The organism is Microcoleus sp. K5-D4, assembly GCF_036704575.1.
In the GTDB taxonomy this organism is placed as follows: Bacteria; Cyanobacteriota; Cyanobacteriia; order Cyanobacteriales; family Microcoleaceae; genus Microcoleus.
The window spans coordinates 1-25,905 of the sequence record NZ_JAUBSD010000022.1 but is presented as its reverse complement, the minus strand read 5'-3'; the positions used below and the strand labels follow the sequence as shown (position 1 = coordinate 25,905).

The 25,905-nt window shown below is 45.7% G+C and carries 28 protein-coding genes; 20 read left to right on the top strand and 8 right to left on the bottom strand.

Annotated elements, in window-relative coordinates; genetic code table 11:
* Nucleotides 1-103: 103 nt before the first annotated feature.
* Complete coding sequence (locus QUA77_RS09585) at nt 104-1,297, bottom strand: HEAT repeat domain-containing protein (RefSeq protein WP_333039789.1); 1,194 nt, start codon at nt 1,295-1,297, stop codon at nt 104-106.
* A gap of 220 nt (nt 1,298-1,517) precedes the next feature.
* Between QUA77_RS09585 and QUA77_RS09580 the strand changes: the two genes are divergently transcribed.
* A complete protein-coding gene (locus tag QUA77_RS09580) occupies nt 1,518-1,661 on the top strand; it encodes a hypothetical protein (RefSeq protein WP_333039792.1) in 144 nt (47 codons plus the stop codon).
* A 561-nt stretch (nt 1,662-2,222) separates the two neighbouring features.
* The gene (locus QUA77_RS09575; protein WP_333449974.1) at nt 2,223-3,971 is read left to right on the top strand and encodes a CapA family protein; all 1,749 of its coding nucleotides are present in this window, start codon (nt 2,223-2,225) and stop codon (nt 3,969-3,971) included.
* A gap of 157 nt (nt 3,972-4,128) precedes the next feature.
* Here QUA77_RS09575 and QUA77_RS09570 read toward each other — a convergent pair whose 3' ends face one another.
* Together QUA77_RS09570 and QUA77_RS09565 are read right to left on the bottom strand one after the other, a co-directional pair.
* The gene (locus tag QUA77_RS09570) at nt 4,129-5,220 is read right to left on the bottom strand and encodes a PfkB family carbohydrate kinase (RefSeq protein WP_333449973.1); all 1,092 of its coding nucleotides are present in this window, start codon (nt 5,218-5,220) and stop codon (nt 4,129-4,131) included.
* A gap of 286 nt (nt 5,221-5,506) precedes the next feature.
* Nucleotides 5,507-6,058 carry a response regulator gene (locus QUA77_RS09565; RefSeq protein WP_190659700.1) on the bottom strand — a complete coding sequence of 184 codons (552 nt, stop codon included), beginning with the start codon at nt 6,056-6,058 and terminating at the stop codon, nt 5,507-5,509.
* Between the two features lie 198 nt (nt 6,059-6,256).
* Here QUA77_RS09565 and QUA77_RS09560 point away from each other — a divergent pair, with 198 nt between their 5' ends.
* Nucleotides 6,257-7,231 carry a lipoyl synthase gene (locus QUA77_RS09560; protein ID WP_333449972.1) on the top strand — a complete coding sequence of 325 codons (975 nt, stop codon included), beginning with the start codon at nt 6,257-6,259 and terminating at the stop codon, nt 7,229-7,231.
* A gap of 126 nt (nt 7,232-7,357) precedes the next feature.
* Complete coding sequence (locus QUA77_RS09555; RefSeq protein ID WP_333062195.1) at nt 7,358-7,504, top strand: photosystem I protein PsaX; 147 nt, start codon at nt 7,358-7,360, stop codon at nt 7,502-7,504.
* A gap of 226 nt (nt 7,505-7,730) precedes the next feature.
* On the opposite strand, the gene QUA77_RS09550 is transcribed toward QUA77_RS09555, so the two are convergent.
* Nucleotides 7,731-8,096, bottom strand: a complete 366-nt coding sequence (locus QUA77_RS09550) for a hypothetical protein (RefSeq protein WP_333449971.1) — start codon at nt 8,094-8,096, stop codon at nt 7,731-7,733.
* Nucleotides 8,097-8,173: 77 nt separating this feature from the next.
* Between QUA77_RS09550 and QUA77_RS09545 the strand changes: the two genes are divergently transcribed.
* Nucleotides 8,174-8,788, top strand: a complete 615-nt coding sequence (locus QUA77_RS09545; protein ID WP_333449970.1) for a DJ-1/PfpI family protein — start codon at nt 8,174-8,176, stop codon at nt 8,786-8,788.
* Between the two features lie 160 nt (nt 8,789-8,948).
* Here QUA77_RS09545 and QUA77_RS09540 read toward each other — a convergent pair whose 3' ends face one another.
* Nucleotides 8,949-9,839, bottom strand: coding sequence for a sugar ABC transporter permease (locus QUA77_RS09540; RefSeq protein ID WP_333449969.1), 891 nt, complete (start codon nt 9,837-9,839; stop codon nt 8,949-8,951).
* A gap of 59 nt (nt 9,840-9,898) precedes the next feature.
* Here QUA77_RS09540 and QUA77_RS09535 point away from each other — a divergent pair, with 59 nt between their 5' ends.
* The 3 genes from QUA77_RS09535 to QUA77_RS09525 all read left to right on the top strand — a co-directional run bounded on the left by QUA77_RS09535 (nt 9,899) and on the right by QUA77_RS09525 (nt 12,518).
* Nucleotides 9,899-10,474, top strand: coding sequence for a GNAT family protein (locus QUA77_RS09535; RefSeq protein WP_333340618.1), 576 nt, complete (start codon nt 9,899-9,901; stop codon nt 10,472-10,474).
* 270 nt (nt 10,475-10,744) lie between these two features.
* Entirely contained in the window at nt 10,745-11,416 is a 672-nt protein-coding gene (gene purN / locus QUA77_RS09530) for a phosphoribosylglycinamide formyltransferase (RefSeq protein WP_333449968.1), read from the top strand.
* Entirely contained in the window at nt 11,409-12,518 is a 1,110-nt protein-coding gene (locus QUA77_RS09525; protein WP_333449967.1) for a class I SAM-dependent methyltransferase, read from the top strand. The genes purN and QUA77_RS09525 overlap by 8 nt, the downstream gene beginning before the upstream one ends.
* A gap of 100 nt (nt 12,519-12,618) precedes the next feature.
* Here the strand turns inward: QUA77_RS09525 and rlmN are convergent, their stop codons facing one another.
* Nucleotides 12,619-13,728 (bottom strand): 23S rRNA (adenine(2503)-C(2))-methyltransferase RlmN, encoded by a 1,110-nt coding sequence (gene rlmN / locus QUA77_RS09520; RefSeq protein ID WP_333449966.1) that lies wholly within the window; start codon nt 13,726-13,728, stop codon nt 12,619-12,621.
* A 346-nt stretch (nt 13,729-14,074) separates the two neighbouring features.
* Between rlmN and lgt the strand changes: the two genes are divergently transcribed.
* The 4 genes from lgt (at nt 14,075) to QUA77_RS09500 (ending at nt 17,540) form a co-directional block, all read left to right on the top strand.
* The gene (lgt, locus tag QUA77_RS09515) at nt 14,075-14,968 is read left to right on the top strand and encodes a prolipoprotein diacylglyceryl transferase (protein ID WP_333185284.1); all 894 of its coding nucleotides are present in this window, start codon (nt 14,075-14,077) and stop codon (nt 14,966-14,968) included.
* Nucleotides 14,969-15,088: 120 nt separating this feature from the next.
* Complete coding sequence (gene cobM, locus QUA77_RS09510) at nt 15,089-15,895, top strand: precorrin-4 C(11)-methyltransferase (RefSeq protein ID WP_333449965.1); 807 nt, start codon at nt 15,089-15,091, stop codon at nt 15,893-15,895.
* A 173-nt stretch (nt 15,896-16,068) separates the two neighbouring features.
* Nucleotides 16,069-16,905 (top strand): dienelactone hydrolase family protein, encoded by an 837-nt coding sequence (locus QUA77_RS09505; RefSeq protein ID WP_333449964.1) that lies wholly within the window; start codon nt 16,069-16,071, stop codon nt 16,903-16,905.
* A gap of 152 nt (nt 16,906-17,057) precedes the next feature.
* Nucleotides 17,058-17,540 carry a flavin reductase family protein gene (locus tag QUA77_RS09500; protein ID WP_333039820.1) on the top strand — a complete coding sequence of 161 codons (483 nt, stop codon included), beginning with the start codon at nt 17,058-17,060 and terminating at the stop codon, nt 17,538-17,540.
* A 113-nt stretch (nt 17,541-17,653) separates the two neighbouring features.
* Here QUA77_RS09500 and QUA77_RS09495 read toward each other — a convergent pair whose 3' ends face one another.
* A complete protein-coding gene (locus tag QUA77_RS09495; protein WP_445242228.1) occupies nt 17,654-18,232 on the bottom strand; it encodes a pyroglutamyl-peptidase I family protein in 579 nt (192 codons plus the stop codon).
* Here QUA77_RS09495 and hisH point away from each other — a divergent pair.
* From hisH to hpsP, 8 genes are all read left to right on the top strand, one after another.
* Nucleotides 18,222-18,857: an imidazole glycerol phosphate synthase subunit HisH gene (gene hisH / locus QUA77_RS09490; protein ID WP_333449963.1), complete on the top strand. Its 636-nt coding sequence runs from the start codon at nt 18,222-18,224 to the stop codon at nt 18,855-18,857. The two genes, QUA77_RS09495 and hisH, sit on opposite strands and share 11 nt — an antisense overlap.
* 100 nt (nt 18,858-18,957) lie before the next feature.
* On the top strand, nt 18,958-19,500 hold the full coding sequence (gene rsmD, locus QUA77_RS09485; RefSeq protein ID WP_333449962.1) for a 16S rRNA (guanine(966)-N(2))-methyltransferase RsmD: 543 nt from the start codon (nt 18,958-18,960) through the stop codon (nt 19,498-19,500).
* A gap of 258 nt (nt 19,501-19,758) precedes the next feature.
* Nucleotides 19,759-21,219, top strand: coding sequence for a phosphoglucosamine mutase (gene glmM / locus QUA77_RS09480; protein ID WP_333449961.1), 1,461 nt, complete (start codon nt 19,759-19,761; stop codon nt 21,217-21,219).
* Nucleotides 21,220-21,405: 186 nt separating this feature from the next.
* The gene (gene hpsN, locus QUA77_RS09475; protein ID WP_333449960.1) at nt 21,406-22,380 is read left to right on the top strand and encodes a hormogonium polysaccharide biosynthesis glycosyltransferase HpsN; all 975 of its coding nucleotides are present in this window, start codon (nt 21,406-21,408) and stop codon (nt 22,378-22,380) included.
* A 31-nt stretch (nt 22,381-22,411) separates the two neighbouring features.
* Nucleotides 22,412-23,581 carry a hormogonium polysaccharide biosynthesis glycosyltransferase HpsO gene (gene hpsO / locus QUA77_RS09470; protein WP_333039828.1) on the top strand — a complete coding sequence of 390 codons (1,170 nt, stop codon included), beginning with the start codon at nt 22,412-22,414 and terminating at the stop codon, nt 23,579-23,581.
* A 43-nt stretch (nt 23,582-23,624) separates the two neighbouring features.
* The gene (locus tag QUA77_RS09465; protein ID WP_333039830.1) at nt 23,625-23,972 is read left to right on the top strand and encodes a hypothetical protein; all 348 of its coding nucleotides are present in this window, start codon (nt 23,625-23,627) and stop codon (nt 23,970-23,972) included.
* A complete protein-coding gene (locus QUA77_RS09460; protein WP_332977946.1) occupies nt 23,969-24,148 on the top strand; it encodes a hypothetical protein in 180 nt (59 codons plus the stop codon). The genes QUA77_RS09465 and QUA77_RS09460 overlap by 4 nt, the downstream gene beginning before the upstream one ends.
* Before the next feature lie 47 nt (nt 24,149-24,195).
* Entirely contained in the window at nt 24,196-25,374 is a 1,179-nt protein-coding gene (gene hpsP / locus QUA77_RS09455; RefSeq protein ID WP_333039832.1) for a hormogonium polysaccharide biosynthesis glycosyltransferase HpsP, read from the top strand.
* Here hpsP and QUA77_RS09450 read toward each other — a convergent pair.
* Nucleotides 25,371-25,502 (bottom strand): hypothetical protein, encoded by a 132-nt coding sequence (locus tag QUA77_RS09450; protein WP_333039834.1) that lies wholly within the window; start codon nt 25,500-25,502, stop codon nt 25,371-25,373. The genes hpsP and QUA77_RS09450 overlap by 4 nt on opposite strands.
* Nucleotides 25,503-25,905 lie beyond the last annotated feature (403 nt).

Sequence of the window (25,905 nt, the reverse complement as noted above, 5' to 3'; positions counted from 1 at the left end):
GTCCTTAGTCATTAGTCAGCATTCACTAATTTTAACATAATCTAAATTATAAATTTCCAATTTCAAATCTCAAGTTCAAATTATTTGAAAATTGCTACATTTATTAATCCATCCCAGAACGCGGACGGAGGCGGTTCAACTGATTGATTGCCCAGCGAGCAGTTTCCTGAACTTCTGGATCTGGATCGTCCGTCGCACGGTGCAACAAGTAACTGATTTGATTCACCAATTCGTAAATCCGCGTCAAGTCGCGAATTGCATTTTTACGCACTTCGGGATTTTCATTTTGCAGCGAAATTGACCACGCATTATTCATGGGTTTGAGCGTGCGGATGCCAATTTCCGAGAGACTTGCCAAAATTAGACTGTACTGCTTGGAGTCGGAATTTGCGAGCAAATCGAGCAACGGTTCAACTGCTCTGGAATCTCCCCGCTGGCCTAGTTCCCAAATTGCTTTGCCTCTCTTGGCCGGATTTAGCTGCTGCAAATCTTCAATCAGTGCTTCAATAATATCAACTTTAGGTCTACCATCCGTTTCGGGAAGGGCAATACCTTTCTTCTTCGCTAGGGAATCCGTTTGATTAGTGGTTTCGGGAATGTTGAAACCTGTGTTGCTGTATCCGTTGCTGTGAGTTTCCAAGGGCGAGGTGTCGGAGTTAATTCGCTCGCCCTCGACTGCTGCATCCTTGGATTCTGGTTCCCCGGATTCCCTGATAAACGGTAAAGGTCGATCGCTGCTCTCGATACTGTGGCCTTTTGGCAAATCAAAAGGGTAGGGCAAGGCTGGCAGCGACTGTCGCCCCGAAGAAGTCTCTTTCGGTCTACTTTCGTGCGAGTTTGTAGGAGAATCAGGATTAGTAAATTGAGAGTTTCTTTGGTTGTGGCGATCAAATCTTCCTCGTCTTCGCTTAGAATAATTTGACTCGTCACTGCTAACTAATTTGATCATGATAAATACTGCCGCTGCCGTGACGACAACTGCTGCCAAACCCAACATTAAGAACCCCCGCTGACGAGACAAAATGACGATCAAATTGGATACCGATTTCGGGATCTTAGAATTAGATTTGGACGTTTTGGACGGCTGAGATTTGTTTTTATCGGGCGCTGGAGACGGTTTTGGAGGCTTGGAATCCTGGCGATCGTCCGGGGGAGAGTTTGCCTGAGCAATTTCTTGGGAAACAGCACGCGCAGAGGCATTGAGTACCTGTTGCCCTCCGTCGGCACTTGGACTGAACGCAGCGCCCAGACAGGCAATGCAGGTGAACAAACATACAGAGGAGCGGTAATGCGCCATAAGACTCAATCCGGGTTTTGAGAGGCAACGCCGCATGACGAGCTTTAGTTTAACCTTGAGTTAGCTCGATCCTAGCTGCTATGGGCTTAACTAACTCGCTAATAGCACCAGACTAACGAAAAACCCTGGTTTGAGAGGGCACCGAGCCAGCTCTCATAAGCACAATTGTGTCATTGACGTGCAACTCCTTTAAATAATTAGTTTAAAACGAACAACTACATTGGCGGCCGCGACTTTAGCAGCGGCATCCCGAAAGTTGATTGCAGCTAATCTCACCTACGTGCAGTGTGCAGTGCAGGCCCCGCAGCGCAGCACTGCGGGGGCGCTAGCAGACGATTTTGGGTCGCCGTCGATTTCTCACTAATAGCGTGGCATGACCAAGAGTTTAACAAGCTTCCGAGCCTGCAGGTTGATCGTTTTTGTGTGAATTTGGGCGGAAGTGGGACAGGGGCATTGGCACTCGTAACGAGAAACCCGGTTTTTTCGTTAATTCTTCGCTGCTAAACCGCATATTTTCAGTACATTCCACGACGCACTCTCGACGCTCATAAACCAGTTTTATTTACCCAAAATACTGTAATAAAGAGAGCACTGATTTGACCGATGTTAAGTTGAAGGGGGCAATTATGCCGGATAGAAGTGTTTGGGCGATCGGCTAAGATAACCGTTAGGAAATATTGTATTCAGCTAGCAAGCGCCAAAAATCATAATATCTTATAAAAGTAGGGTCGGATTTAGTTAGGAGCTAGAGTGAGAGCGAGTAGACCCTTTCACGCAGGCGTCCTCTGCCAACGTTTTGTTTATTGGTACCCACTTAGTTAAGTTAAATCAATCGGTATTTAATGCTGTGCCGCCAAATTTGATATAAGCCGCCAAATTTGATATAAGATCGAGCTAAATTTCTAGTGTGAGAGTAGAGGCGTTTGTGAGCCAACAAGATATTTTAAATTTAGCAAAAGAAGGCGATGCCAGGGCGATCGCATTTCTGATCGGCCAAGCACTCCAAAGCTTCGGCGTCACGGCTAAAGCCAGCCGGGAAAATGACGCCCTGCACCTGCTGCTGGAAGCAGAACAATTGCCCGCAGAAGAAGCCTGTCTCCGAGTCGCAGTCAAAGGGTTGCAGCGGCTGCAACCAAATAACCTTTACTCAGTGACAATTTACGGGCGGCAGGGCGGCCAGCAATTGCCCGCTTGGACTCAGACGGTAGAATTAAAAAAACGCTTGACTTCCGAACCCGTGAGTGCATTAGTTGCCGTGAATGCAGCAGTAGCCGCGAGTGCAGCAGTAGCCGCGAGTCTACCCGCTTCTCCCATTCCTGTCACTTTGCCCAAGCTAGAAAAACCTCAAAATGTCACAACTGCGCCCCCTCCAACACCAGAACAATCTCCGCCCCAACCCCCGAAAATCCCAACTCCAAAACCCACAAACCAACGGCAGCAAAAGCCATCACCGCAGCCAGAGTTAGCCCGCACTAAAACTAAAAAATCTGGGCTGTCAGTAGGTGCTCTGAGTCTGATTCTCGTACCGATATCCGGCTTGGTTCTGGCTTCTCAACTTTACAAATCCTCAACCACCGCTACTAATAACCCTCTAACGTCCAAGCCTGCGGTACAAGAAGTGAGCTCGACACCAGCAGCCGCAGCCAAACCCCTTCCAGATCCAAAATCGCCCTCCCCTGCTGCCAAAAAACCTGCCACTGTGCCCGCAACTGTCAGTATCAAAGCAGTTGGCGACATGGTTCCCGGTACAAATTATCCCTACAACAAACTGCCGGCAAAAAAAGAGATGTTATTAGAGTCGGTAAAACCGTACCTCAAAGGAGCTGATATTCTGTTTGGCAATTTTGAAAGCACGATGACCGATTATCCTTACAGTTCCAAAGCAGGCGGCGGACGAATGCTGATTGCCTTTCGGACGCCTCCGAGTTATGCCAAAATCTTCAAAGATGTTGGTTTTGATATTTTGAGTATTGCCAACAATCACTCTTACGATTTTCACGAGCAGGGATTTAATGACACGATTAAAAACATCGACAGCAATGGCATGAAGGCTGTTGGCAAAAGAAATCAAATTGTTTATAAAAATGTCAAGGGCGTGAATTTTGCCTTTATCGGTTTCAGCAACTACGGCGACGTTCACAATTCTTTGCTGGAACTGAAAGCAGGCTCAGAAGTTGTCAAAAAAGCTAAGGAAAAAGCTGATATTGTAGTGATATCAGTTCATGCTGGCTCTGAAGGAACGGGAGCTCTGAATGTGAGAAATAAAACTGAGTTCTTTTACGGAGAAAACCGGGGAAATATGGTTTTGTTTTCGCGGACGATGATTGATGCGGGAGCAGATTTGATTTTGGGACATGGCCCGCACGTTCCCAGAGCTATGGAACTTTATAAAGGGAAATTGGTTGCTTATTCGCTGGGCAATTTTTTGGGTTATCGCACTTTGTCCTCAGCAGGAGCACTCGGTAAATCTCTAATTTTGGATGTGAAAATGACTCCGCAAGGGGATTTTGTTTCTGGTAAGATTATCCCCGTCCAACTTGACGGGCGAGGTGTGCCGGCTGTTGATAACAATTTTAGGACTGTGGGGTTGATTGACCGTTTGACAAAGAGCGATTTTCCCAATAGCGGTTTGACAATTGATGACAAGGGACAAATTTTGAAAAAGAGTAAGTAGTTATTGGGAATTGGGCATGGGGCATGGGGCATGGGGCATGGGGCATGGGGCATGGGTAACGAGTAACTAATAATCAATAACCCATAACCAATAACTAATCACAAATAACCAATTCCCCATTCCCCATTCCCCATTCCCGATTCCCCATTACCAATAATTAGTAATCAATCATTGCTTTCAAAGCTTCTTTCATTTCGTCTACAGTCGTCGTTGCCGTACCGAATTGACGCACGACAATGCTAGCCGCTAAATTTCCCAAAACTGCCGCTTCCCAACCGGATGCACCGACGCACAAAGCTAAAGTCATTGCTGCTACCACTGTATCTCCAGCACCGGTTACGTCGAATACATCAGTCTTGTTAAAAGGGGGAATGTCCCAACTTTGAATTGCAAATTCCCCCTTTTCACAAATGGATGTTGGAGGGGGTGAATTTTTGATTTCTTCGCCGATCGCCCTTTCAAACAAAGTCATCCCTTCTTCGCCGCGAGTAATCAGGATTTTTTGAGCTTGAGTTAAGTTCAACAAATCCCGTCCTGCTTGCATTAAAGTTTCAGGGTTTTTGATAGCATATCCGACGGCTTGCTCGGCTTCGGGCAAGTTCGGAGTAAATAACATTGCTCCAGAATATCGCTGCAAATTTGTTTGAGCGTCTACTATTGTTTTGCCGGGAACCACTGCCGATTCGATCGCCAAATTCGTCAAAACTCCGTCGCCGTAGTCGGAACAAACCACTGCATCTACTGTCGGTATTTGCTGCCGGATGTAGTCTGCCAGTTGCAACTGCAAATCTAAATCCGGCAACTCGTCCGATTTGCGATCGACTCGGACAATTTGCTGAGTCACCGACTGCCGCGCGTGCCCGGAAATTCGAGTTTTGGTGACAGTTGGACGCTGCGAATCGATTAAAATCCCACCCGTATCAATTCCCGCCGCCTCAAAAATACCGCACAAAGCCTTTCCCTGGTCGTCTTTTCCCACCAAACCAGCAACTTTTACTTTGCCTCCCAGTTTGGCTAAATTATAGACCGCATTTGCGCCACCTCCGGGTACTTGCTGAGTATTTTCGTAGCGCAAAATCAACACAGGTGCTTCGCGGGAAATTCGCTCTACTTGTCCGGTAAGAAACTCGTCCAAGGTCAAATCTCCTATCGCTAATACCTGCGCTCGATCGAAGCAGTCTAATCTTTTCAATAATTGCTCTGTTGAGGCACGCAGTTGAGGCAAAAAATCGGAATAGTCGTTAGTCATTAACCAAAAAAATGAGACTGAGGAGTTAATAATTGAGTGTGGAACGAGCGGGAATTAAAAATCCTAATATTAATTAATAATTAATTTCCTCCCTTGTTTTATTTTTAACTTTTAATTGATTTTCTCACTGGGATTTTGAGAAACCAGTTGCAGGCTATTGGCGATCGCACTCGCTCCAACAATTTGGCAAAAAAATGCAGATAAAATCGCAGCCTTTGAGACTCAACTGAAAGTTTCACGGTGTGGAAGTTTCCTTCTACATAAGTGCCTTCAAAAAACAGCAGAATTATTTCAATTTCTGCTTGATGATCGTAATCACCTGAGTCATTTGTTTTTTGAGTGCATCAATTTCCGCTTGCATTTTCGCCATTTTCGCAGTCATCGCTTGAATTTCGGCGGCGCCCGCTCCAGAGCTGGGTGCAGCGGCGGCTGCTGGGGCTTCCGGCACTGGTTTCTTTTTGGCCAGTACCATCGCCGATTTGATCGCCTCGGTTAGCTGCTTCTTCTCAAACGGTTTGGCGATGAATGCAAAAAAATGCTTCTCAAAGGGTTTCGGAATTTTTTCCATCACCTCTTCTTCGCGGCCCGACATGATCACCAAAGGTATCTTAGAAAGCTCAGGATGGGCTTGCACTTTTTGATACACTTCCCAACCGCTGACTTTGGGCAGTAGGAAATCTAACATAATTAGATTTGGCCGGGCTTGACGGATCAGTTTGAGTCCCTCTTCGCCGTCTTTTGCTTCTAGAACTTCAAAGTTACCCTGAGGCAACATCTCTCGGACTCGGACGCGGATGACTTTACTGTCATCGATTACCAAGATTTTTTGACCAGCCACGACTGACTCCTTCAGTAATGAATGAGTGATGATTTGCAACCTTCAGTATATCCCTAACAGAATTCTACCCATAATTCTGGGCGAGTTTAGTTTTGTTGCACCTCGGCGCGATCCTGATTTCGGGTGATACTCCTACAAGTTCAGGGGCTTTGATTTCGGATACGATCGAAGGAATTAACTCAATCGCCACTTAATTTTATGTCGCCCCAAACTCCTAAAACTCCTACTGTCAAAGCAGTTGCCGCCCAAATGCGGGGTGAAATCGAGGCGATGCCGGAATGGTTGCGTAGGCCCGTTGGCAAAGCTAGCGAACTTTCCCAAGTGCAAAAAATTATCAAACAGCGGCAAATTCACACGATTTGTGAGGAGGGGAGATGCCCCAACCGGGGCGAGTGCTACGCGCAAAAAACGGCGACTTTTTTGTTGATGGGGCCGACTTGCACCCGCGCTTGTGCTTTTTGTCAAGTAGATAAAGGTCATTCTCCGATGCCGCTCGACCCGGAGGAACCGAAAAAGGTGGCCGAGGCTGTGCAGTTGTTGGGTTTGCGCTATGCGGTGCTGACTTCGGTGGCGAGGGATGATTTGCCGGATGGGGGTGCGGGTTGGTTTGCTAGGACGATCGCCCAAATCCGCCTCTTAAACCCGGATACTGAAGTGGAGGTACTGACGCCGGATTTTTGGGGGGGAACAGGTAGGGGCGGTGCCCCCGTGCCCGCCCCCGACGGGGAGAATTATGGGCTCGATGAGTTGCAGCGAGATCGGATTCGCACGGTGGTGGAGGCTAAACCGGCTTGTTACAACCACAATATTGAGACGGTGCGTCGCTTGCAAGGGCCGGTGCGGAGGGGGGCCAAGTACGATCGCTCGATCGACGTTCTGCGTATTGTTAAGCAATATGACCCAACTATTCCCACCAAATCCGGTTTGATGTTGGGGCACGGGGAAACCGAAGCCGAGATAGTCGAAGCGATGAGCGATTTGCGGGACGCCAAGTGCGATCGGCTCACACTCGGTCAATACATGAGACCATCTCTAGAGCACCTCCCAGTGCGTAAATATTGGACGCCGGCGGAATTTGACCGTTTTGGGTCGATCGCCCGGGAGATGGGGTTTGAGCGCGTGCGATCGGGGCCTCTCGTCCGCAGTTCCTACCACGCCGGAGAGAGCGATTGAAACTAATTTGAAATCAACTCGGTATAAACTCCTTGTTACAAAAAATAACTCTAGAGGATTGTGCATAAGTGCGACGCTCTCTGCTATTTGTAAATAGAGTGACATTATGAATTAGGAGCTTTACCTATGCCAGAGATAGCGAAGAACCAATTAAAATCCGACTCCGTGATGAAAACGGGCAAATTCCCTTACACATTTCGCGCAGGCTGGTTTCTCTTGCTGTTAGCAATCAATTTTGTGGTTGCAGGCTTTTATTTCCATATCATTGAATAGTTCTGCAAGTTAACTTTTAGCAGACCCTGCTGTTTTCGACCTCAACGTCAGAGAATGGGAGAGTGGGAGAGGGGGAGAGGGGGAGAGTTTTGAGTTTTGAGTTGGGGAGAATATGACTTCATTCTTCTAACTAATGACTACTGACTTCTTCCCTCTTCCCTCTTCCTTCTGACTAATGACTAATGGCTAATGACCAATGACTAATGACTAATGACTAATGACTTCTCTAGCGATTTCTCGACGCTTCTAGCTTTGACAACCGCTCTTGAATTTTAATAACATCTTGCTTAGTTTCAATTGCCAAAGTTGCTAAATTATCAAACATCGGGTCTCCAGACAGCGTTCTAGGATTTTTGCGATCAGAACCTGAAGGGGAAGAAGACTGAGGCCGGTTAACTCTAGAACCTTGATTCTGCAAACTGTAGATTTGTCCTCTGAGTTCAGAAATTTGACGTTCTAATTGAATAATGCGAAATTCTAATTGAGTTGTGGATTGAGCGGGTGTAAAAATTGGCGCCACAGCAATTGCTAAGGCACAAGCCAGACACAAAATACATAGTTTCAGGGCGCGATGGCGAATATTTTTCGGCATAGCTTTAATGATTTAAATTATACCAATTCTACGATAACAAATCGCCGATATTTTGGTCTCTATCAGAAGTATGTCTTATGGCAACTAGGAAGGTAGCTATTTTAATGTTCGATGATGTTGAGGTACTTGACTTTGCAGGCCCTTTTGAAGTGTTTTCGGTGGCATCAGAATTAAATAAGGGCGATTCCCTTCGGGATAGCTTCGCTTCACGACCTTTTGCCGTCTCTACCGTAGCCGAACATCCGGGTTCTGTAAACGCCCGCAACGGTTTGAGCGTAAATCCCGACTGCACGATTTCCGATTGTCCGCCACCGGATATTTTAATTGTACCGGGAGGACAAGGTACAAGAAAGTTAATCAATAATTCAGCAGTTATTAATTGGATAAAAGATTGTGCGCGAACAGCAGAATTAGTGCTTTCTGTCTGTACGGGTTCGCTGCTTTTGGCAAAAGCTGGGTTATTGGAAGGTTTGGAAGCAACTACCCACCATCAGGCATTGGATTTATTGAGAGAATTAGCGCCCAACACAACTATTATCGAAAATCAGCGATTTGTAGATAACGGCAAAATCATCACCTCTGGGGGAATTGCTGCGGGAATTGATATGTCTTTGCACGTTGTCGGCAAGCTTTTGGGAACAGCACAAGCTGAACAAACAGCAGAGCACATGGAATATAAAATTGGGAATTAGTAATTGGGCCTTGGGCATCGGGCCTTGGGCATCGGGCATCGGGCATTCTTAATTGTATAATTGGCGCGTTGGGGCGGGTTTTACAAACCATAATTGCCTACAACAAACAATTCGGTAAACCGGCCCCGCCCATACACGAAGGATGCTACTGGAGGTGATATCAACCATCTTCGCCCCAAACTTTTAGTTGTAAATAGACTAATAGCAAAGCTACAGCCATCAGGAAAGTTGCCGCCGCGGCTGCATAGCCAAAATCAAATTGCGAAAAAGCTTGCTCGTAAATATAATAAACTAGCAAATTAGTAGAGTTCAAAGGGCCGCCGCCGGTGATGACGTAAACTTGCTCGAAACTCCGCAGAGTAAAAATAGCAGTAGTGACGGTAGCAAATACTAAAGTCGGCCGCAAACCGGGTAAAGTGATGTACAAAAATTGCTGCCAAGCATTAGCTCCATCCAATTCTGCGGCTTCGTAACGATTTACCGGAATTGCTTGCAATCCTGCTAAAAATACTACCATATTAAAGCCTAATTGTTTCCAAATACTGAGCAGAATTATCACTGGCATTGCCCAAACTGTGCTGCTAAGCCAAGGAATTGGATTTAAGCCGATCGCACTTAGGGCATTATTCACCGGGCCTTCGGTTTGAAACAACCACCGCCAACCCAAGCCCACTGCAACTAAAGAGGTAATCGAAGGAATAAAATAAGCGGTACGGAGAGCTCCTCGCCAAGCAAACGAGCGATTTAGCAAAACTGCTAAGCCCAATGGAATCACTAAACTGGGAATGACTGTTGCAGTAGTAAAATAGAGCGTATTTTGGAGAATTTGCCAGAAATCCGGGTTTGTGACTAGACGCCAGTAGTTGTTGAAGCCAATCCAACGCACTCCCGACTGGGTAAAGCTGCCGCTGGTAAAGCTGAGGTAAAATAAATAGGCGATCGGCCAAATCAAAAAAGTACCCAGAAACAGCAAAGCCGGGGCCAGAAAAGTCCAAGCTGCGATCGCATCATTATCCAACCAGTTAAAACGCCCAAATTTAATCCGAACCATTGGCTTGTAAATTTTAGCTTTTAGTTTTAAATGGTATCACAATATAGGTCAATGTCAAAATGAACCTTCTCGATATATTAGCTCATTTACCCACTATAGAAACTGAAAGGCTCCTGCTCCGAAAAATAACTTTAAATGATGCCAGCGATATGTTTGAGTATGCCTCAAACCCCGAAGTATCACAATACACAATGTGGTCAACTCACACCTCGCTCGAAGACACTAAATACTTTCTCAGGTCACTTACTAAAATGTACAAAAGACGAGAGCTTGTAGATTGGGGAATTGTCCACAAAGCTGAGAAAAAGTTTATCGGGACTTGCGGATTTGTGGAATGGAGCATGACGCACAGCCGCGCGGAAATTGGCTACGCACTTTCTAGGAGGTATTGGGGCGAAGGATACATGAGCGAGGCTGTTAATGCAGTGATTGAATTCGGCTTTCGGGAGATGTTGCTGAATCGAATTATGGCTCGATGTGAGGTTAACAATATTGCTTCGGCTCGGGTGATGGAAAAAGTGGGGATGCAAAGGGAAGGGATATTGCGACAGCACCTATTTGTGAAAGACAGATATTGGGATCTAAAAATTTATTCGATTCTCAGGGAAGAGTTTTTTGAGAATATTGTAGAATAGAATTGAATCAGTAGGTCAGCGAAAAAAAATAATATACTTAGGACTTACACAATATCTCCATGTAGACTGGGCCGAAGCACACATTACCCTTTACCTGTATTGTAGAAGACGAGTGAATAGTTTTTATCTTTATGACCAAGAATTTCTTCATGGTACCCGCCACGTGATTGATCCGTGGAATCAATCCAAAATCTAAAATCTAAAATCTTCACGCCCCCGAATTGATCCGTGGGGTCAATCCAAAATCTAAAATCTAAAATCTAAAATCGAATGACCGCTAATCCAGTATCTGTTAATTCCAATGCCTGCCTGATTTCTCCTGAGATTGGCAAAAGTGGGATCGATCCGGCCCATCCTCCATTAAAATTAGGAGTTTTAGCATCAGGAAGCGGCAGCAACTTCGAGGTAATTGCCCAAGCGATCCAAAACAAAGATCTCAACGCTAAAATCCCAGTATTAATTTACAACAACCCCGAAGCCAAAGCCGCAGCCCGAGCCGAAAAATACGGCATTCCCTCGATTCTGCTCAATCACCGCGACTGCAAAAGCCGCGAAGAATTAGATACAAAAATTGTCAAAACTTTCCAAGAATATGATGTAGAATGGGTAGTGATGGCGGGTTGGATGCGAATTGTTACCAAAGTTTTGTTGGATGCTTTTCCCGATCGCGTTATTAACATTCACCCCAGCTTACTGCCGAGTTTCCCAGGAATTCGCGCCGTCGAGCAAGCACTAGCCGCTAAGGTTAAAATCACCGGATGTACGGTGCATATCGCCCGTTTAGAAGTAGACAGCGGGCCTATTTTAATGCAGGCTGCGGTGCCGGTATTGCCTGATGATACCGCAGAAACACTGCACGCTCGAATTCAGGTGCAAGAGCACAAGATTATGCTCGGTGCGATCGCACTTATTGCCGAATCTAATCGAAAATATTGTGACTAAAAACCTCACCAGTGCCGCATCTATCCCTGCATTGCCCGTCAGCGAATCACCCGAAACAGGCCCGCCGTTGACAGACTGCAATCGCCTGAAATTAATTCTCAAAGAAAGGCTCAAAAGGAGCATCGGCCTCAAGGGAGAATTCTATCTGCCTTGCTTGCCATCGATGCTAGATGACTATCTTAAATTACTGTCAGACTTCTTAAACATTCTCGGACAAAACATCGACGCTGCCCAAGCCGAAAACTTGCGAACATTAATCGCCAACGCATTAGCAGAAGGATTCAAAAATTCCCCCCACGCTAATCTAATAGTCTCATATTTTCCCGCTAATTCCCAAAGCGGTTTAGCCGGTGGCATTACTCTGAATACCAAGATTCAAGTCGAATCGATGGCCCAGAAATATCATAGCTGGCCGGATATTCGCCCCGAACCTTTATTCGGCAGCCATCCCGATGCCAAAGTCACCGCCATTGCTGCCGAATTAGGCGAACCCGGAAAAGCACCTATTTTAGATGTCGGTGCGGGCCCAGGACGCAATAGTTTGCCTTTAGCAAGGTTAGGCCATTCCGTGGATGCGATCGAACTAACACCGATATTTGCCGAGAAACTATCAGCAGCAGCCACCGCCGAAAACTTGCCGATCAATGTCACCCAAGGCGACGTTTTAGATCCATTATTGAGGATGAAAACTTATCGGTACAAATTAGCCATTGCTACCGAAGTTCTCTCTCATTTCCGCTACCCCGAACAAATTCGTCTTTTCCTCGGCAAAATGTCAGATGCTGTTTTAAGCGGCGGGTTTATCTTATTCAGTGCTTTCTTAGCTGTAGATGGGTACGAACCCGATGAAATGGCAAAACAAATGTCTGAATTGTGTTGGTCTTATCTGATTACCCGACAAGAATTGCAAGCAGCAATAGAGGGTTTGCCGTTAGAAATTATTTCTGATGAATCTGTGATTGAATACGAACAAAAACATTTGCCTGACTCTGCGTGGCCGCCGACACCTTGGTTTGTCAGTTGGGCTAGCGGGCGGGATTTATTTTCTGTGCAACAAACACCGCCGTTAGAGTTGCGGTGGATACTTGTTAAACGCTTGTAGATAAAATAGTAGGGTGCGTCAGGATGTAGTTTCTCAATAATTGATAAAATAATGCACTCTGACGCACCTCGGACAATTTTTAACGGTTAAAAATCCAATTCTAAACCTCGGATGCCCGCAATTGTCCGCAGGCTGCATCTGCTTCTAAGCCGCGAGAATACCGCACGCTAACTGCAATTTTCTTTTCCTTCAAAGTCGCAACAAAACTGTTAATTCGATTTGGAGTCGGTCGCTTATATTCAGCTTCCTGAATCGGATTGTAAGGAATCAAATTGACGTGACACTGAAAACCGCGCAAGTGAGTTGCTAACTCGGCTGCGTGTTCCGGTAAGTCATTCACACCTGCTAAAAGCACGTATTCAAAACTCAATCTGCGCCCCGTCGATCGCACATATTCCCGACATTCTGCGATTAACTCACCCAAAGGATAAGGGCGGGCGCTAGGAATTAACTCTTCGCGCAATCTTTGATTGGAAGCGTGGAGGCTGACGGCGAGGGTAACTTGCAGTTGATGTTCGGCTAGTTGGCTGATGCGATTGCGAATTCCTACTGTAGAAATGGTGATATTTCGCTGTCCAATTCCTACGTCTTGATTCAAACACTTGACAGCAGCTACAACATTATCGAAATTCAGCAGGGGTTCGCCCATTCCCATAAATACGATGTGGCTGACTCGGCGGCCGAAATCTTGCTGTACTGTCAAGACTTGATCCACGATTTCGTGTTTTTCTAAATTGCGCTTGAAACCGCCTTTTCCGGTAGCGCAAAAGTCGCAGCCCATCGCGCAGCCAACTTGGGCTGAGACGCAGACAGTCAGCCGTTTATCGGTGGGAATGCCGACTGTTTCAATGATTTGACCGTCTGCCAATTTTAAGAGATACTTTACCGTGGCGTCTGGTGCGACCGATCGATAGTGAATGGTCGATCGCCCGATCGGGATTTTAGCAACAGTCTCGCGCCACTGTTTCGAGAATACAGAAATGTCAGAGATCGATCGCGCACCTTTCTCATAAATCCACTGGTACAACTGCTTTCCGCGATAAGCAGGTTGCCCGTTTTGCTGCACCCACTCCGTTAACTCAGCCAAACTCGCCCCCAACAGAGGCGGAATTTTACCCGACTCAACAGCCAAAGCAGCAGTCTTGCGAGACTGATTCGCGCCCTTGGAATTACCAGAAGAGTACACCTGAGAAACGGAAGTAGGAGACATAGGTCATCAGAAAATTTAAAGCCACCCTCTATATTAAAACTTCTCGACCAAAGCTGCCGTTAATCCTCCAAAAGGTGAAGTCTCCATCCCCCTAAATCCCTCTTAATCTGGGAGACTTTAAGAATAATCCGGTTCCCCCCTTTAAAAAAGGGGGTTAGGGGTCTCTTATTGTGGACTCACAAAGAAAACTCAAGACAGAAATCTGCACAATCAAGAATCCAGTTAATTTTTGGTAAAATTCCCCAAATATTGCGTGTAAATGACCACAGCCCCCTAAAATAAACTCTGGAGTTTGTTAAAGGGTATGCAAATTTGACAGCTTTCCATCACAATTAATGCAACTTTTATGGTGCTAAATATTCTTGCGTTGCCCTTAGCGTTTCAATTTACATCGCCCGGCCCAATTATCTTTCAACTTGGCCCCGTAGCCATTCGCTGGTACGGGCTGTTGATAGCTTCTGCCGTCTTGATTGGGGTGAGTCTGTCCCAATACTTGGCCCAAAAACGCCGCGTCAACCCGGAATTGCTGGGTGATTTGGCAATTTGGCTGGTTCTGGGCGCTATTCCCTGTGCTCGAATTTATTACGTGGCTTTCGAGTGGCAGCAATACGCCCAGAGGCCTGAAGATATTATTGCGATTTGGAAAGGCGGAATTGCCATTCACGGGGCGATTTTGGGTGGCACGATCGCAGCTTTAATTTTTGCGAAAATTCAGCGAGTTTCTTTTTGGCAATTGGCAGATTTAATCGCGCCTTCGGCAATTCTCGGTCAGGCGATCGGACGCTGGGGAAATTTCTTTAACTCGGAAGCTTTTGGCAGTCCTACGGATTTGCCTTGGAAACTCTATATTCCGCCAAACAGCCGCCCGCCCGCCTACGCTAATTTTGAATACTTCCACCCCACATTTCTCTACGAATCCCTGTGGAATTTGACAGTATTTGGGTTGCTTCTAACTTTATTTTTCCGCGATTTGCAGGGCAAAATTCGCTTGAAAACTGGTGCTTTGTTTTTGGTTTACATCGCAGCTTACAGTTCCGGTAGAGTCTGGATTGAAGGGTTGCGGACTGATAGTTTGATGTTCGGGCCGCTGCGGACGGCACAGATGGTAAGCTTGACTGGGATTGTTTTAGGGTTAGGCGGTTTGGCTTGGCTTTATTTGCTAGATCGACCTTTGCCCGATGTTGTCTCCCCCAATAGCGATCGGGCAAAGATCGCTCCGAAATTGCCAGAGGATCAATAAAAAACCCCAGAGAGGTTAGTCTCTAGGGTTCAAAACCAGGGTGCATCTACCATCTATTACTTCCAACTAAAATAGGTACATCCGGAAGCGTCCGTAAATTTAGCAAATTTTTTAGCAGCCATGAGTTTCACAGAGATTGAAGCCCTAATTCCAGGGGTATACATTGTAGGTGCAGGCCCGGGAGACCCGGATTTGTTGACTGTTAAGGCTCAAAAATTACTGGCTGCGGCTGATGTCATATTATTTGCTGATTCCTTAGTCCCAAAGCAAATTTTGCAGGGGGTGCGCGCGGATGCTGAAGTGATCCAAACTGCGGATAAGACCCTCGAAGAGATTGTACCTTTGATGGTGGAACGAGTGCAGGACGGAAAAAGCGTCGTCCGCCTCCATTCGGGCGATCCCTGTCTCTACGGGGCCGTCGGCGAACAAATGCAAGCTTTGGCTTCCGAGGGAATTGCTTTTGAGGTAATCCCGGGAATTAGCGCTTTCCAACTTGCGGCGGCTAAACTTAAAATTGAGTTGACAGTTCCGGGAGTTGTGCAGACAATTATTTTGACGCGAATTAGCGGCCGAACAGAAGTACCGGAACGCGAAGAATTGGCGAGTTTAGCGGCTCATCAAGCGAGTTTGTGCCTGTATTTGAGCGCTCGCCATGTCGAACAAGCTCAAGCTAAATTGATGGAACATTACCCATCGGATTTGCCTGTAGCGATTTGTTATCGGTTGGGCTGGCCGGATGAAAAAATTGTGCTAGTTCCCCTTGACAAAATGGCAGTTGCTACGCGCGAAAATAATTTGCTCAGAACGACAATGTACGTTATTAGTCCGGCCTTGGGAAAATCTGCAGAAGGGCGATCGCGCTTGTACCATCCAGAGCACGATCGGCTTTTCCGACCCTCGAAGGAAGTTCGGCAACGGATTTTGTAACGGATGTCAGGAAGAAGAAAGTTCGGCAACGGATTCTGTAACGGATGTAACGGATGTAACGGATGTCAGTCCGATGGAAGTCGGAAGAGGGAATAAGGAGCAATTATGAAATAACCAATTAGCAATTCCCCATTCCCCATTACCCAATCTAAAATCTAAAATCTAAAATCGCCATGACTGATTTAACTCGCAGACAATTTATCATTGTCACCGCATTAAGCGCCGGATTTACCTTAGCAGTTCATCCTATTGCCACTGCCGTTATCAATACGGATGCTGCTGGTTTAATAGCAGGTGAGGTAAAAATTCCTGTAAAAGACGGCTCAATTCCAGCATACAGAGCTATGCCAGCCAGCGGCAGCAATTTTCCAGTAATTTTAGTAATTCAAGAAATCTTCGGAGTTCACGCGCACCTTCAAGATATTTGCCGCCGTTTGGCAAAATTAGGTTATTTAGCGATCGCCCCAGAAATGTTTGCCCGTCAAGGCGATGTTTCTAAACTCACCGAGGTTCAAGAAATTATTAGTAAAGTTGTCTCGAAAGTTCCTGACGCTCAAGTTATGTCCGATTTAGATGCAACCGTAGAGTGGGCACAAAAGTCAGGAAAAGGCAATACTAATAAGTTGGGAATTACAGGATTTTGCTGGGGTGGCAGAATTGTTTGGCTGTACTCTTCCCACAACCCTAAAGTCAAAGCTGGAGTGGCTTGGTACGGGCGGGTGGTTGGCAATTCTACGGATTTAACTCCCAAACAGCCGATCGACATTGCAGCCAGTTTGAAAGTACCCGTATTGGGGCTTTACGGGGGCAAAGACCAGTCAATTCCCAACGATACAGTCGAGAAAATGCGGGAAGTTCTCAAAACTGGCAGCAGCGGTTCCGAAATTGTGCTTTATCCAGATGCGCCGCACGCTTTTAACGCCGACTATCGCCCCAGTTACCGGAAAAAAGAAGCTGAGGATGGTTGGAAACGGATGCAAGATTGGTTTAAAAAGTATGGAGTTTCATAATAGTTTTGAGTTGTTAATTTTCACTTAAAACTGGTGTCAAGTTTGGGATCGGAAAAGGCAATATTAGCGAATAGCCCTTAAGACAGGTGGGTTTGTGGGCCCGACATTGGTAAACTGAGCGGTGTAGAATTATCGATCGAACAGGTAAGCCCGTGCTAGACGAACAAGCTAAAAAGACCATCTTGCGGAAAATCCCTCACGGATTGTACATCTGCGGTGTCAAAGACGGGGAGGAAGTCAACGGTTTCACCGCTAGCTGGGTGATGCAATCTTCCTTTACTCCTCCGTTAGTTGTCAACTGCGTCAAGCAAGACTCCAAATCCCACGCCATGATCAAAGCTAGCGGTGTCTTTGCTTTGAGTTTCCTAGAAGCAGAACAGAAAGACTTAGCCCAGAAATTCTTCAAGCAGCAGCGCCGCGTTGGCAATAAATTTGAGGATGTAGAATTTTATCCCGGCGCGGAAACTGGTTGTCCGATTATCTCGGATTCTCTGGGTTACGTCGAGTGCAAAGTTGTCGGTGCTGTGGAACACGGGGATCACACGGTTTATGTGGGAGAAGTTGTGGCTGCAGGCGTCCACCGAGAAGGCAATCCGTTGCTGCTAGAAAGCACGGGTTGGAATTACGGCGGCTAATGACTTGGCAGTTGGCAGTTGTTAGTAAAAAAAACTAACACTGAGAAACCCGGTTGCTTTAAAAGTCCGGGTTTCTGAATACTAAACAAATTTTTAAGTTGAATTAGAGCGACCTATTTCTTACTTGCGAGAGTTAGGCGTCGCATAACTAATAAAAAATCATCGACCATTCTGTCAGCATTGTCTGGAGTTAAAACTGGTACGTGAACGAAAATACATTTAGCGGCTATTTGAGAATCGCAAATATGTTTTAAAACTGCATAATACAGGGCTTCGCAAACAAATTTTCCGGCTTCGTGACTGATTTCTGTTGCAGCTAAATCAGCGACTAGCGGTTCGAGATTAACTGCTGTTTTCCGAATGTCGCTATCGCAGCAAGCGCAAGATTCTACGGTTAATTTTTGCCGACTTTCGGCCATGCCACAGCAGATAATAGTATCGGGTTGGAGTTGGTTGATTTTGGCGATCGCTAAATTAGGTGCTAGCTGAAAATCTACTGGCAGTTTCCGCAAAAAAGTCAGGGAATCAGGCAAAGATTTGATTTGGGAAATCTTGGCTAATAAGTCGTCCGAAGAGTTGGATTGCTGATGGGGAAGCCAAGTATCAAATGAGGTTAGCAGGATTTTCGCCGTCATATTTGTGCAATAATACTGATATTGATAATATAAGGCAAGTAAGTCAATGTCTGTCATTGCAGTAGTGGACTATGACATGGGCAATCTGCACTCAGTCTGTAAAGGCTTGGAAAATGTGGGTGCAGTGCCAAAAATTACAGATTCTCCTGCTATAATCGAGCAGGCTGATGCGGTGGTTTTGCCAGGAGTTGGTTCGTTTGACCCGGCAATGCAGAATTTACGATCGCGCAATTTGATAGAACCGATAAAAAGTGCGATCGCCTCTGGAAAACCTTTTTTAGGCATTTGTTTGGGTTTGCAAATTCTGTTTGAAAGTTCCGAAGAAGGCATAGAACCGGGATTGGGCGTTATTGCCGGAAAAGTGCGCCGATTTCGCTCGGAACCGGGTTTGACAATTCCCCACATGGGATGGAATCAATTGCAATTTACTCAGACGAATTTGTCGTTGTGGGAAAAATTACCGTCCGCTCCTTGGGTTTATTTCGTGCATTCTTATTATGTCGATCCAGTTGATTTGGAAGTGCGATCGGCAATTGTGACTCACGGTAGTCAAAACGTGACGGCGGCTATAGCTAAAGACAATCTGATGGCCGTGCAATTTCACCCGGAAAAGTCTTCGAGTACGGGATTGCAAATGCTGTCAAATTTTGTCAGTCTGGTGAGGGAAAAAGTACCTGCTTAGGTGGCATGAATATTGAAAAACCCGGTAGATTGCCGAAACCGGGTTTGACATTTTTAACAGTCTTATTCCTTATTCCTTCTTTCTTATTCCTTCTTCCTAAATGAGTTTAAGAATCTCTGGCAACCGCCAAATAAAAACCCTGCCGGGACTCGCAACTCGGCCTACACCTTCGCGAGTCAGAGAAGCTTTATTTAATATTTGGCAAGGGACGATCGCAGATTGCAGATGGCTTGACATTTGTACCGGCAGTGGTTCGATGGGTGCAGAAGCTTTGTGTCGGCAAGCCGCGAGTGTCACTGGCATCGAACAGTCGGCGAAAGCTTGTGCGATTATCCGCGAAAACTGGGAGCAAGTAGCAGACTCATCCCAAACATTCCAAATACTGCGGGGAAACGCGACGGCGAAATTGGCGACATTAGCGGGGCAGCAGTTCGATCGCATTTATTTCGATCCGCCCTACGCCAGCGACTTGTACGAACCTGTGTTAAACACGATCGCCAGCCAAGAAATGCTAGCACCAAACGGCGAAATCGCGATCGAACACAGCCCGGAGCGATCTGCACAACCGATTTCCGGCCTAGAAATTTGCCGCCATAAAATATACGGCAATACAGCATTAACCTTCTACACACGCAGTGGCTAACAGGCTCAAACAGCAGCAGCGTCACGCCTGGAGGCAGAAAGAAACCGGGTTTCGTGGCGTGGGCGCGCCCCCGGTACTAAAACTTTTTTCCTTGGATACAATACAAATTTTTCCGATGAAGTTAAGCTTTGTGCGTAGGTTGTCAGAGCAAGTTGCTTCAGCAATTGACGAAATAAATGGAGTTTAGGCTGAAAATAAAGACTTTCAGTTGTAACATGAACCCAAAGTGTGAGTGTGAATATTCCTAAAGGAGTGAATATGGTTCAGACACCTTCGCGCCCTCGTGGCAGCGAGTTTCCGGCGGCTAACTCGGTACAGCCAGTCAAACGCGATACGATTTTGTTGGGAGATAGCCTCCCCCTGCCCAATACCAAACTCTTCGGCACAGACGGCATTCGCGGGAAAGTTGGAGAATTGCTGAATGCACCCTTAGCCCTGCAAGTGGGCTTCTGGGCTGGACAAGTTCTACGCCAAAATTCCCCCAACCAGGGGCCTGTGATTTTGGGCCAAGACAGCAGGAATTCCAGCGATATGCTGGCAATGGCACTGTCAGCGGGTTTGACGGCCGCCGGTTTGGAAGTGTGGAATTTGGGATTGTGTCCCACTCCCTGCGTTGCTTATCTGGCAAGCGTTTCGGAGTCGGTCGGCGGAGTGATGATTTCGGCTTCTCACAATCCCCCAGAAGACAACGGCATTAAGTTTTTCGACTCAAACGGCTCGAAGCTGTCGCAGCAGTTGCAGGAACAAATCGAAGCGGGAATCCGGGGGACAAAGGTTCCAATTGCTAGCTTGGGTTGGGGACACCACTACCATCGGTCTGAGTTGGTTAAAGATTATGCCACTTCGCTCTGTGATTCGCTGCAAAAGATGAATTTGGAGGGAATGCGGATAGTTTTGGATTTGGCTTGGGGGGCCGCTGCGGGTTTGGGGCCGGCGGTGTTCGCGCAAATGGGGGCGGAGGTGATCTGTTTGCACGACTCTCCTGATGGATCTCGTATTAATGTTAACTGCGGTTCTACTCATCTCGACAGTTTGCAAGCGGCTGTTTTGGAACACAATGCCGATTTGGGATTTGCTTTTGACGGCGATGCCGATCGAGTTTTGTGTGTTGACAACAAAGGTCGAGCGATTGACGGCGATTACATTCTTTATCTGTGGGGTCGGCAGTTGCGCGACTCGGAACAGTTACCGTCCAATTTAATTATTTCTACTGTAATGGCTAACCTGGGCTTTGAGCGAGCTTGGGAAGAATTGGGCGGCAAACTAACTAGAACCAACGTCGGAGATCAGTATGTTCACGCTGAAATGCAGCGCACCGGTGCGATGTTGGGCGGCGAACAGTCTGGACACATTCTTTGCCCGCATTACGGTGTCAGCGGCGACGGTTTGCTGACCGCTTTGCATTTGGCTTCGCTGGTGCGCCAGTCCGGGCAATCTTTGGCACAATTGGTAAGTGGCAGTTTCCAAACTTATCCGCAGTTGCTGCGAAATATTCGGGTGGACGATCGCGAAAAACGCCTGAAATGGCAGGAGTGCGAGGCAATGCAAAGTGCGATCGATCGTGCTACAACAGCAATGGGCGAACAGGGACGGGTTTTGGTGCGCGCTTCTGGCACTGAACCGCTAATTCGAGTTATGGTGGAAGCTGCCAGCGCCGAATTAGCTAATTTCTGGACTGAAAATTTAGTTTTAGCCGTTCAGCAACACATAGCTCTCTGATGGAAATGGGGACTTGCTAAAAGTTGTGAATTTTGAGTGTTGAGTTTTGAGTTAAAATCCTTTGATTCAAAATTCATAAATCAAAATTTATAACTATTAATTTCGAGTTTTAATCAACTTCTCCAAAAATAACGAGTGGGGCAGGCATCTTGCCTGCCCTTAACTTTATTTTCACTCAATTGTGTGATGATGATTTCTGTTGTGATACCCACCTACAACCGCGAGCAACCTCTGCGAGAGACATTGGCTGATGTGATTCGGCAAAATTACCCGAATTTTGAAGTGCTTGTAATTGATCAAACTCGCACCCACGAATCGGAAACTCAAGTTTATTTAGAGCAATTGGCAAATGCTGGCCAAATTCGCTGGTTTAGAGTAGATTGGGCGAGTTTACCTGCGGCTCGAAATTATGCAGTGCGACGCGCAGTTGGAGAGATTATTTTATTTATTGATGATGATGTAAAATTGCCAGAGGGTTTTTTGGCGGCTCACGCTGACAACTATTTAGAAAAACCTGATGTGGGATGTGTGGCGGGCAGGGTTTTTGACAGAATGAAACTGGATAATTCAGGAGGGGATTTGGCGATCGAATATTTGCCCTCAGAAGCGATGGATGCCGGGATTGCCTGGTATTTTATCGATTTGGTGCATACAGTCAAACCGCAGCAGGTGCTCTCGGCTAGAGGCTGTAATATGTCTTTTCGCCGGCAGGTTTTTGCTGAATGCGGGCTGAGGTTTGACGAGCGGTTTGCAGGGAGTGCGGTGCGGGAGGAGTCGGATTTTTGTTTGAGATTGCGATCGACGGGCATGAAAATTTGGTACGATCCCAATGCGTGTTTAGTTCACTTGGGGGAAGAAAGCGGCGGGTGTCACGATGTCAGCACGCGATCGATCGAATATCAAGTCACATTTTATCACAATCATTTTCTAATGGGATTGAAAAATTTAACAGCTTTTCAATGCCTGCGATTTTTTGCCAAACTATTTGACTGCCACGTTTTGGGAAATCCGCCTTGCTATAAAAGTGGCTCCCCCATTAAAATTATAACTAGATTTGCTTTTTATATCTTGGGTTTTCTCAGTGCTATAAATACAGTAATTCAATCTCTGTGGAATGATGGACAAAGTTATAGCCATCAAGACAAGATTAACGCTCAATAATTACCTATTCCCCATTCGCCCTTCCCAATAAATGAGAATTCTCGTTGCCAGCCACACATATATTGTGGACATTAATCGGGAAAAATTCAAGATATTAGCCAACCTAGAACCCGATATTGAAGTAACACTGGTAGTGCCGCAGCGTTGGAAACCCGGAGGCGTACAAAATAAAATTATAGAAACCCAATTTTATCAAAAAGGATCTTTTAAAGTAGTTCCCCTCTCCAACTTTAGTCAAAACAATCAAGGATTGCTAACTTTTGGTACAGATATAATTGAACTCTTGCAGAAAATCCAGCCCCAAATAATTCAAGTTGAACAAGGTTCAAAATCTATTGCTTGCGCTCAGTTAATCTTACTAAACAAACTGCTAAGACTGCAAGCAAAAAATATATTATTTACTTGGTGGAACCTGCCTTATAAATTGAATTGGCCGGTTTCAGTATTAGAAAATTACAATCTTCAGCACACCGACGGAATTATTGCAGGAAACCTAGATGGATCTAAAATTTTGCGGCAGCGGGGCTATCAAGGTGCGGTAAAAGTAATGCCACAACTCGGAGTAGATGAAACTTTGTTTTGTCGCACTGGTAAAGACGCTGATTTATCGCGCCGATTCGGCATTGAACCGACCGATTTTGTTGTAGGATTTGTAGGGCGATTTGTCGAAGAAAAAGGACTGTTAACTTTAGCTGAAGCCTTGGCAGGGTTGAAAAAACTTCCTTGGAAGTGGCTGTTAGTAGGACAAGGAAAATTGCGGGCGCACCTCGCTGAAAAATGTATTGAATGGGGAATCAGCGACCGAATAATCTGGGTAGAAAGCGTTTCCCACGAAGAGATTCCCCCCTACATTAACTTAATGAACTGTTTGGTATTGCCTTCGCAAACCAGCTATAAATTCAAAACTTTGACCGCTGTGGGCTGGAAAGAACAATTCGGTCACGTTTTAATTGAAGCGATGGCCTGTCACATTCCGGTTATTGGTTCCGACTGCGGCGAAATTCCCCACGTCGTCGGCGATGCGGGTTTATTATTCCCAGAAGGGAATGTAGGGGTTTTGCGAGAGTGTTTGCAGAAATTGATGGAGCGGCAGGAGTTGGCGGCCGATTTGGGCGATCGGGGTTATCATAGAGCGATGAGCAATTATACAAATAAAGCTTTAGCTGAGCAGTTATTGGAATTCTACAAAGAATTGTTGTAACTTTTAGCAGTATAATGCAAGTGTTAAATAAAAACTGTAGTAAATGTCTATTCCTTCCGACATACGCTCTTTGGTTGACGAACTCTACCAGGTACTAGACGATAGCGAGCGCCAAGCAACGCAGGGACTTTTTGCACTTAGAAGAGCAATGTCTCTTTTTCCCCAAAATGAAATACTGATGCAATACTTTTCTTCTATCACCAATTTTCAATTCAACGTAGCAGGTACTCGTTTACAAGCAGAGCACATTGTGGGCAATGTATTGATGGCTGGTGTGCCCGATGAAGATGTTCAAAAAGCAGGAGATTATTTAGCAGGGTTGCTACATATGGCTCCAGAATCGAAAATTATGATTGACAAAGTAGTTGAGAGATTAGAAGCATTGCCATGAAACAATTACCAGATGAAAGCCTACTCCTGGAAATCCTTGAAATTGTGAAAGCTGCGGAAGCAAAAGCCAGTGAAATGTATGAATTTTCCAAGACAATGGCTCACAATACCCAAATTACAGCAACAAAAAGAGAGGAAGCTGAACAGCTAGACGGGCAACCTTTTGCAGATAATTAAATTTGTAATGGGAGATGTTGGTATGTTGATTTAAATAACTATCCCCCATGCGGATTCTCCAAATTATCCCCTCAATTTCCTTGGTATACGGCGGGCCAAGTCAAATGGTACTTGGACTTTCAGCGGCCCTGGCTTCCCGATGTATTGATGTCACAATTATCACCACAGATTCTAACGGAGATATCGGTCAACATCCCTTAGATGTCCCCTTAAATCAATCACTAAAACAAAACGGTTATCAAATTATTTATTTCCGCTGTTCTCCGTTTCGTAGATATAAGTTTTCTCTGAGTTTATTGCAGTGGTTAAATGAAAATGCGCGACAATTTGACCTGGCTCACATTCACGCTCTTTTCTCACCAGTAACTACCTTTGCCGCCACAATTGCTAGATATCATCATTTGCCATATATTATGCGTCCCTGCGGTATGCTTGACCCCGCCGATTTGCAGAAAAAAAAGCGCTTGAAACAGATTTATGCCACGCTTTTAGAACGCCCTAATTTAGCAGGGGCAGCCGCAATTCATTTCACAAGTAAAGAAGAGGCTAAAATCTCAGAAAGATTTGGTTTGGACTTCACAGACAAGATGCCTGTGCCACGGGATTTGGTGATTCCATTGGGGGTGACAGCAGGTTTGTTTCCTAAGAGATTGCGGAACTCTCAAGTGCCAATCATCTTATTTATGTCGCGAATTGAACCTAAAAAAGGGCTTGATTTGTTAATTCTAGCATTAGAAAGTATTTTAGGAGCGGGTATAGAGTTTCACTTTATTTTAGCTGGTTCAAATCCCCAAGATGCTGATTATGAAACAAAAATTAAAGTGCAAATTCAGAATTCAAGCTTAGCAAAATACACAACAATAATGGGCTTTGTGAGCGGTGATTTTAAAGCTGAACTGTTGACCAAAGCCGACTTATTTGTATTGCCTTCTTATTACGAAAACTTTGGCATTGCTGTAGCAGAAGCGATGGCTGCCGGTCTACCTGTCGCCATTTCCGATCGCATACATATTGCCGAAGACATACAGCAAGCAGAGGCTGGTTGGGTGGGGCCTTTGGAAGTAGGGGCGATCGCCAATTCAATCAAATCAGCACTTCTGAATCCACAGGAGCGTCAACGCCGGGGATTGAACGGCCAAGAGTATGCCAAAAAGCATTATAACTGGGAGGCGATCGCCCAACAAACCATCGATGCTTACCAGCAGATTTTGTCATCTATTAATTAGTGCAATAGCCGTTTACCTTTTACTTCTTCTCCTGCTGCGAGTTGTTGTGCTGCTGCTATCTGAATTTTCAGGCGAGATTTTGTCGGCGTTGCTGAATTAAGGGATGAAGCGCGCGGGTACAGGGACATCACCAAACTTGAGGTAATGAATAAATATAGCAATCCTAAATGATTTGTAAAAATTTATAAGTTATAATAGTTAGGTCGTATGTTAATATTTAGATGGGGAATATAGGCTGAATAGAAAAATATGTCTGAGCAGCAAAATCTCAAAGAATTAAGTGATTTTATCGATAGCAACCCCGAGCCTAGAGAACAGAAGCGAGCCAGGGAGCATCCCGGTTTTGTAAATGGTTAAAAGTATGATAAGAGCCAAAAGTTTTCGCCCTGCGCTATATGATATAACGCAAAAGTTTCGCCCGCGCGCTAAGCGCACTGGCTTTGAGGAGCATCTAATACCATTTTTTTAAAGATGTGATAGAGATAAAGAATGTAAAATCCAAGGCCATCCGGTGAGAAAACCAATAACGCG